Below are 6,637 nucleotides of genomic sequence, written 5' to 3'. Positions count from 1 at the left end.
GGTTTGCTGAAAAAGCTTTTCCTGGGGGCAGGGTGTGGGGTGTGGGGTTTTACCGATTTTGAGGTAGTCAGTTGCCTAATTTTCAGGGAAAAAGTACCTGAATTTTGCCCCCGATCCCCGCAATGGCTGGCACTTTTTGAGGGGAAAAAAGTCTAAAAGTCTTATCCAACAAGGTTTTTAGATTTATTCAGCAAGCCCTAAATAAGACGTAAACAACTCCTCTGCCGATTCCTAAAGAGAGGGTATAAGAACTGACTTCAGGCTAAGGAAAACCCCTATAGATCAAATATTTTCTGACTTAATACCCACTGCTTGTAAATCTCTATTGTAGTCCGTCTTTAATCCTCCCCCTAAAAACAGCCTAACTTTCTCAGAAATCCTCGTCCACTTTACCGCTAAAGTAACCAAGACCACCTTGATCCGATCGCTTTGGTTGGGAATTCTGGCATCTTTGTAGATAGCCAGAAGATCGTTCAGGTTAGGCCAATCTCGCCAAATATCACCGATTAAGCCCCGGAAACGGTTTAAATTAGACCGATGGGGGTAACTGATTAAATTGATCTGATGCAATCCCCCCATGACCCTTATGGTTCTAGACCTTAAGGAAGGCCAAGTTTTGCGAGCAGGATGTTTGACTAGGGCTTTTGGGGCATAAACTACTTGATAACCTGCGCTACTAACTCGCCGTCCCCATTCTAAATCTCCTCCCGAGGGAAGAGAGAGATTGAAAAATCCTACGGTTTCAAAAATCTGTTTAAAAGTAAAAATATTAGCAGTTGCGCCAAATTTCATCTTCGTAACTAATTCTTCTTGGGGTAAAGCTGTAATCATCTCAAAAAGCTCAACCGCGTTGGCTTTGCCTTCGATTTCGGGAAAAACCTCAATATGACCTGCAACCAAACCACAATTAGGAGTATTGATCAACTCCTCTACCCCCTCTCTCAGCCAGTGGGCATCGGGAAGGCAGTCAGCATCAGTAAAAGCAATGATTTCACCCCGGCATTCCCTAATCCCCGTGTTGCGGGCAGCAAATTGCGTGGGGATGGTTTCCACCAGATAAGAGGCTCGAGGAAATCGAGCCACGCAATCTTTAATGCTATCATCGGGCTCGTTATCGACAACAACGATCTCCCAATCGTCCGTAGGATATATTTGTCGCTCAAGAGCTTCTAGGCAAGTTTTCAGACCCTCTACATCATTAAAAACAGGAATAATAATTGAGACAAAGGGGAAAGTCATAAAATACTTAGAGATCAATCGTCCCAGTTGGGCATCTTCTAAAAAATTACCTCACAAATCCCAGTCTTGTCAACTAACTCTATAAGACTAGGAACTGGGGTGGGGTTTAAACTGCCAAAAGGGGTAAAAAAGCTGTGAAGATGTTATAATAAGCCCCGTCCCGTATCTAAATGGTTAGAGGCAAGATTAATGGCATCTCCTACTTGTTCGCTTTGGTTTTTTGTAGCGCGGACTGACTTACCATTTATGATGCTTACTATCCCCCATATAGTTAAGATGTGTAATTTTCCCTTTCAAGAAAAAGTGTTAGCCATAGACACGGCTGCTTTGAGTGGGGAAAAAGTTGATCGTCCTGGTATTGGTACGATGGAAGACTTACGCCAATGTGCACAAACTTTGCTGCACAAGGGTGTGGTTGACCGGATTGTAGATTTTAATTACGATTCCAGGTATCAAGAACGATTATATCTAAAACATTTCGGCAGTGCCATAAAACCTACTCATAACTATAAAGGCTATCCGATCCTTGGCTCGATTTTTAAGATAGAAGAATGTCAGAGTGACTATCTGCTGCATTTTGATAGCGATATGATGATGTACCAAGAGCCAGGCTACAAATGGATTGCTGAAGGAATTGATCTGATGGAAGCAAATCCTCGGATTATGTTTGTCCGTCCTATGACAGGACCGCCCACCTCTGATGGTAAGTTTTGTGAATCAGATACGGGCAAATTAAATCCTCAAGGTTTTTATGAATTTAAATATTTTGGAAGTCGCCTATATTTGCTCAAATGTAACCGGTTTGATGAGTTATTACCCCTGCCTATCATCTGGTATAATGAATATCGGCAGCAGTTTGTAAAAAATTGGCCAGAAGGGATGAAAACAGCCCTAAATATCTGGACTGGAAAGGGAAAATTAGATTCTTGGGAAATTATGGTTTCTGAGAAGCTCAAACAGACGGATTATCTGAGGATTAACCTCACCAACCCTAGAGCTTGGAGTCTACACCCGAAAGAGAGAAGCCCTGCTTTCATCGCAGCTTTACCATCAATTATTGCTAGGATAGAAAGGGGTGATTTTCCAGCCAAACAAGCGGGATTTTATGATTTAATTTTTGACCTGTGGGTTTAGCTCTGAATCATCCCAAGGCTATCAGAACATTAAATTGCGGTTCTTCGGTTTGTCTGATGCAATGTACAGGGTTATAAGGAATGAAACTCTTATAGAGAAAGGCATTTAGCGATTTTTGTCAATTGTTTTTTATCTAGAGGGAACTAATCAATTAAGTCTCTTGCCAGATAAGGATTTAGTCGATTTATGCCCCCCTATCGAACCATAACAAGTAACGAAGAGCCGAATAATTTGACGTGCTGTCACCCATTTTACCTTAGCTGACAATAAGTACCTAAGCAAAATTAATTACACACATCTAACCCCCCCTTGCCTTTTGCCTTTTGCCTTTTGCCTTTTGCCTTTCTTCACTAGGAAATTTATTTTGCACGACTACTTAATTATAAATTTTTATTTCCCTTGAATTCCCTATTCTAAAAACAGAACTATCTTCCCGAATTAACCCCGTTCGTTCTCAGCCAATCCCTTTGATTGCTTGAGTATTTATAATTAGAGTTTGCTGAATAAATCTAAAAACCTTTTTTCTCTCAAAAAGTGCTGACCATTGGAGTGATCGGGGGTAAATTTAGGTACTTTTTCCCTGAAAATTAGGTAATTGGCCACCTCAAAACTGGTAAAACCCCACACCCCACACCCCACACCCTGCCACCACCGAAAAACTTTTTCAGCAGACCCTAATTAATTTGTCCCACCAGTTGTTTTTTTTGTGATCGCCTGTCCCTGAAAAATAGTCACTTTCTACTATATTTTGCCTTCCAAAATCGGGGTTAATGCTCTATTTATTTCAAAATGAGAATTGCTGGATATTCAGCCAATCCTACTTATCCTGACTTCCCACACCCCACGCTCCACGGAAAACTTTTTGCCGCAAACCCTAGATACAGATTTTGGGCGGTGGATTGGTTGTGATAGAAATATAAATATCGATCGCTTGCTATCAATCTTGATGAAAAGACGATATTTTCTGGCTTTTATCGGCTCAATTGTCCTTAGTTGCTTATTATCTCTACGAATAAACCTTTTTTCATCTACTATCGCCACCGCGCAAACCCAGACAATTCTAGTTTCCGCCGCCGCTAGTCTCAAAGATGCCCTAGAAGAAATCAAGCCGGGGTTTGAAAAAGCCCATAGTAACATTAAAGTTAACTATAACTTCGGTGCGTCGGGAGCTTTGCAACGGCAAATCGAACAGGGTGCGCCAGTCGATGTTTTCCTCTCGGCTGCCACTAAGCAAATGGACGCTTTAGCAAAAGCTGGTTTAATCGATACAAGTACCAGAAGAAAACTGCTCACTAATCGCCTAGTTTTAATCGTTTCCAAGAATTCAAACCTAAAAATCAGCGATTTTCCTTCCCTGACTAACAGTAATGTCCAAAGAATTGCCGTGGGTGAACCGCGCAGCGTTCCCGTCGGTCAGTACAGCGAAGAAGTTTTGAAAAATCTCGGCATTTTAGAGCAAATAAGACCAAAACTGGTCTTGGCTAACTCCGTCCGTCATGTTCTCGCCGCTGTAGAGACTGGTAACGCCGATGCTGGCATTGTTTACATCACCGATGCCAAAATTTCCGACCAAGTAAAAGTAGTGGCTACGGCTGCCAATAATCTCCATTCTCCGATTATTTACCGGATGGCTGTGATAAAAGCCAGCAAAAACCCGCAAGCTGCCAAGACTTTCGCCCAATATCTCACCAGGACAGCCGCTAAAAACATTTTTGAAAAATTCGGCTTCGGAATAGCCAGATAAACAATGCCAGACTTTTCCCCCCTATGGATATCCCTGAAAACCGCCACCATTGCCCTGATAATCATCTTTTTTCTCGGTATTGCCACCGCTTATTGGATGTTGGGCTATCGTGGACGGTGGAAATCCCTAATCGAGGCAGTTTTCGTCGCGCCTTTAATCTTACCCCCGACGGTGCTAGGCTTCATTTTACTGCTCCTATTCGGCAAAAACGGACCATTAGGACAGTTATTAGACCTATTTAACTTTCGCGTCGTTTTTACTTGGTATGCCGCCGTTATCACCGCGACGGTGGTAGCTTTTCCCCTGATGTACAAAACCACCCTCGGCGCTTTTGAACAGGTGGATGCCAATCTTTTACAGGTTGCCCGCACCCTGGGGGCATCGGAAGGGAAAATATTCTGGCGCCTACTTTTGCCCCTCTCCTTCCCCGGGGTATTAGCAGGATTAACCCTAGCTTTTGCCCGCGCTTTGGGGGAATTTGGGGCCACTTTGATGTTAGCCGGTAATATTCCGGGGCAAACTCAAACTATCCCGATGGCGATTTTCTTCGCTGTGGAAGCAGGAGCGATGACCGAGGCTTGGATATGGGTGTTTATTATCATATTAATCTCCCTATCGGGTATTATCGCCGTTAATCTCTGGCAAAGTCAACGCAAACAGCAATTAGGACGACTGGGAGAAAGCAAACCTAACGAGATGGAGGACTGGCTGCCATCCTGGGAGGGTCGCGATTTTGCCCTTTTAGCAGCTGAAAATCAGCATTATAGGGATAAAATAGGCTTATTTGTTGATATAGAGAAATATTTACCCGGTTTTAACCTCTCGGTCACTTTTAACTGCCAAAATCAGCCACTAGGACTATTAGGGGCTTCGGGATCGGGAAAAAGCCTGATTTTGCGATCGCTGGCTGGTGTGGAAACGCCCTCAAGGGGCCGTATTGTCTTAAATGGGCGCATTCTCTTCGATTCGGAAAAGGGAATTAATCTCCCCAGTCGTCAGCGTCGCATCGGTTTTGTGGTGCAGAATTATGCCCTTTTTCCCCATCTCACCGTGGCAGAAAATATCGCTTTTGGTCTCTCGAAAAACTTATCTAAAAAAGTTATTAAACAGCAGATTGCCAACCAATTGGAATTAGTGCAGTTACCTGGTATGGAAAACCGTTATCCCCATCAATTATCGGGGGGACAACAGCAACGAGTCGCCATCGCTCGCGCTTTAGCTAGTCGTCCAGAAGCTTTATTATTAGATGAGCCTTTTTCTGCCCTTGATACCCATCTACGCGCTCAATTAGAACGTCAGATGATCAAAACTTTAAGTAATTACGATGGCGTGACAATTTTTGTTACCCATAATATGGATGAAGCTTATCGAATATGTGAGAATTTATTAGTTATGGAAAAAGGGCGAGCAATTGCTAATAATTCTAAACAGAAAATTTTCGAGCAACCAGATAGCGTTAGTTTGGCCAAGATTACCGGCTGTAAGAATTTTTCCCGTGCTGTAATTATTAATAATCAACAATTGGAAGCCATTGATTGGGATGTTAAATTACACACCTTCCCCGGAATTCCCGACTATTTAGCCTATACGGGAATTCGCGCCCATCAAATTATTTTTGGTCGAGATTTAGGCGATATTAATACTTTTCCCTGTTGGTTAGCTAATGCCATTGAAGGCCCCCATCGGGTGACTCTCTATCTGAAACTTAATCAACCCTCCAACCACGACCGCGATTTTCATATCCAAGCAGAGTTATATAAGGATAAATGGTTGGAAATTAAGGAGCAAGCTTTGCCTTGGACTGTTACTTTATCTCCCCAGCGTTTATTATTATTAAAATAAACAGAGATTTTGATGCTAAGTTGTCAAACACCCCCCTTATCAAGGGTAGGGCTGTTTCATTTAAATTAAGTATAGCTGATTTTGAGTCAATAAATTTGATCGAAGATTCTCAAGTTTATCTTTTTCTAATCAAAAGAGTTAGTCATAATAACTAATCTTTAATCTTCTGCCAATATTTATTATGAATAGATTGATAAAGCTTGTTCCTAAGCCACGAAAAGCCTATCTCTCTTGAAATTTTCTGAGAGTACATCCTGTTAATTTACCTAATTTTTCTGCTTCTTACGTCGATAAAACTATCAGTTTTTCCCAACGTTCAGCTAACCACATCTGTCCCTCTGTTATTGAGAGAAAACCCAAACCTCTGAAAAGATTCAATCCTATGGTTGTGAGAATTGACCAATTGCTGGCAACTTGCCTGGGAGCATCCCAATTTTGCAATAAGTAGAAATGCTTAGAGACTAAAAACGTTAGCTAAGGCAAAATAAAGAGAAACAATTAAACGGTAGAATCATGAATACAGACCAAAAAGAACAACTAGATCAACATTTAAAAGCCATTGCTCAAATTCTAGTCGATAATACCCCAGAAGAACAACTACGTAGCTTTGAGGGCATTGAAACCGCCCTGCGAGACCATTGGCTGACTACATTGGGTCCTGCCATAGGCAATTTTTTT

Annotated in this window: 4 protein-coding genes and 2 pseudogenes; 4 read left to right on the top strand and 2 right to left on the bottom strand. The window is 42.1% G+C overall.

The genetic code is table 11. The features are described from left to right. Positions 1-282 precede the first annotated feature (282 nt). The gene (locus IQ224_RS20185; protein WP_002745796.1) at positions 283-1,239 is read right to left on the bottom strand and encodes a glycosyltransferase family 2 protein; all 957 of its coding nucleotides are present in this window, start codon (positions 1,237-1,239) and stop codon (positions 283-285) included. A gap of 189 nt (positions 1,240-1,428) precedes the next feature. Between IQ224_RS20185 and IQ224_RS20180 the strand changes: the two genes are divergently transcribed. The 3 genes from IQ224_RS20180 to modB all read left to right on the top strand — a co-directional run bounded on the left by IQ224_RS20180 (position 1,429) and on the right by modB (position 5,959). Beyond that, positions 1,429-2,373, top strand: a complete 945-nt coding sequence (locus IQ224_RS20180; protein WP_036401735.1) for a hypothetical protein — start codon at positions 1,429-1,431, stop codon at positions 2,371-2,373. A 946-nt stretch (positions 2,374-3,319) separates the two neighbouring features. Next, entirely contained in the window at positions 3,320-4,117 is a 798-nt protein-coding gene (gene modA / locus IQ224_RS20175) for a molybdate ABC transporter substrate-binding protein (RefSeq protein ID WP_002745800.1), read from the top strand. Between the two features lie 3 nt (positions 4,118-4,120). Next, complete coding sequence (gene modB / locus IQ224_RS20170; protein WP_002745801.1) at positions 4,121-5,959, top strand: molybdate ABC transporter permease subunit; 1,839 nt, start codon at positions 4,121-4,123, stop codon at positions 5,957-5,959. A 282-nt stretch (positions 5,960-6,241) separates the two neighbouring features. On the opposite strand, the pseudogene IQ224_RS20165 reads toward modB, so the two are convergent. Beyond that, positions 6,242-6,376 (bottom strand): annotated as a pseudogene (locus IQ224_RS20165) (ISAs1 family transposase); the annotation flags it as partial. A 96-nt stretch (positions 6,377-6,472) separates the two neighbouring features. Here IQ224_RS20165 and IQ224_RS20160 point away from each other — a divergent pair. After that, positions 6,473-6,637 (top strand): annotated as a pseudogene (locus tag IQ224_RS20160) (ISKra4 family transposase); the annotation flags it as partial.

Source organism: Microcystis sp. LEGE 00066, from assembly GCF_015207925.1.
GTDB lineage: Bacteria > Cyanobacteriota > Cyanobacteriia > Cyanobacteriales > Microcystaceae > Microcystis > Microcystis ichthyoblabe_A.
This window is presented reverse-complemented; position numbering and strand designations above follow the sequence as displayed.

Coding starts and splice junctions, on each gene's coding strand:
- IQ224_RS20185 (WP_002745796.1), bottom strand. CDS start 1,239: ATGACTTTCCCCTTTGTCTCAATTATTATTCCTGTTTTTAATGATGTA.
- IQ224_RS20180 (WP_036401735.1), top strand. CDS start 1,429: ATGGCATCTCCTACTTGTTCGCTTTGGTTTTTTGTAGCGCGGACTGAC.
- modA (WP_002745800.1), top strand. CDS start 3,320: ATGAAAAGACGATATTTTCTGGCTTTTATCGGCTCAATTGTCCTTAGT.
- modB (WP_002745801.1), top strand. CDS start 4,121: ATGCCAGACTTTTCCCCCCTATGGATATCCCTGAAAACCGCCACCATT.